The sequence below is a fragment of the Niveispirillum sp. FG156 genome (assembly GCF_057809555.1).
Genome location: NZ_JBMDKE010000091.1, coordinates 1 through 1,188, shown reverse-complemented (window position 1 = coordinate 1,188; position 1,188 = coordinate 1). Strand labels below are relative to the sequence as shown.

The following is a 1,188-nucleotide window of genomic DNA, read 5'->3' as shown; positions in this document are numbered from 1 at the left end:
GCTGGAATTCAATAGTTACGCGGCCAGGGCTTTAGTTTCCAGAGCTGCGTAGCAGTTGGCCTCGGCTTCTGCGGGTGGGATGTTTCCGATTGGCTCGAGCAGGCGTCGGTTGTTGAACCAATCGACCCATTCCAGAGTGGCGTATTACACGGCCTCGACACTGCGCCATGGGCCGCGACGGTAGATGACCTCGGCCTTGAACAACCCGTTGATCGTTTCCGCCAAGGCGTTGTCGTAGCTGTCTCCGACGCTGCCGACTGATGGTTCGATGCCGGCTTCCGCCAGTCGCTCTGTATAGCGAATGGACAGATATTGGGACCCACGGTCGCTGTGGTGAACCGAGCCCATGGCCTTGGCGGGGCACGGCCTGTTCCAAGGCGTCGAGCACGAACCCCGCCTGCGCGGAGGTGCTGACGCGCCAGCCCACGATCTTGCGGGCATAGGCGTCGATGACGAAAGCTACATAGACGAATCCTTTCCAGGTGGCGACATAGGGGAAATCCGGCACCTACAGCCTGTTGGGTGCGGGTACCCTGAATTGCCGGTTCACCTTGCCCAGCGGGCATGGGAGCTTCTTGTCGGGGATCGTCGTCTTGTGCGGCTTGTCGCGGATGATGCCCTGGATGCCCATGTCCTTCATCAGCTAGGCGACCGTGCAGCGCGACATCGAACCCCTCCCGCCCCAGTTGCCGCCAGACCTTCCGCACGCCATAGACCCGCCAGTTTTCCTCGAACACGCGGCGGATCTCCGATCGCAACGCTGCATTCCGACGTGCCCGATCCGACAGCCGCTCTGGATCGGATCGGCCTGCAACATGACTGTAGTATGTGGATGGGGCGATCGGCAGAACCCTGCAGATCGGCTCGACCCCGTGCGCATCACGATGCGCATCGATGAACGACACCATCACTTCGACCGGCGGTCGGGCTCCGCCATCGCAAAATATGCTAACGCCTTACACAGAATCTCGTTCGCCTGACGCAGCTCACGGTTCTCCCGCTCCAGTGCCTTCAGCCGATCGGCCATCTCGGTCGGAATGCCAGCGTGGCGCCCGCTGTCCACCTCGGCCTTCTTGACCCAATCGTTCAGGATCGGCGCCGAACAGCCGATCTTGCCCGCAATCGACAGGATCGCCTGCCACCGTGAGCAGTGCTGGCCCTCATTGTCCAATACCAGCCGCACCGCGC

General features: G+C 61.8%; 1 pseudogene and 1 other annotated feature. The pseudogene reads right to left on the bottom strand.

Going from position 1 to position 1,188, the window contains the following annotated elements:
- Positions 1 to 15: 15 nt before the first annotated feature.
- Positions 16 to 1,188: pseudogene (locus ACODSP_RS28185) on the bottom strand (IS3 family transposase); the annotation flags it as partial.
- Positions 834 to 950 (bottom strand) — a sequence feature (AL1L pseudoknot). Its footprint overlaps the pseudogene before it by 117 nt.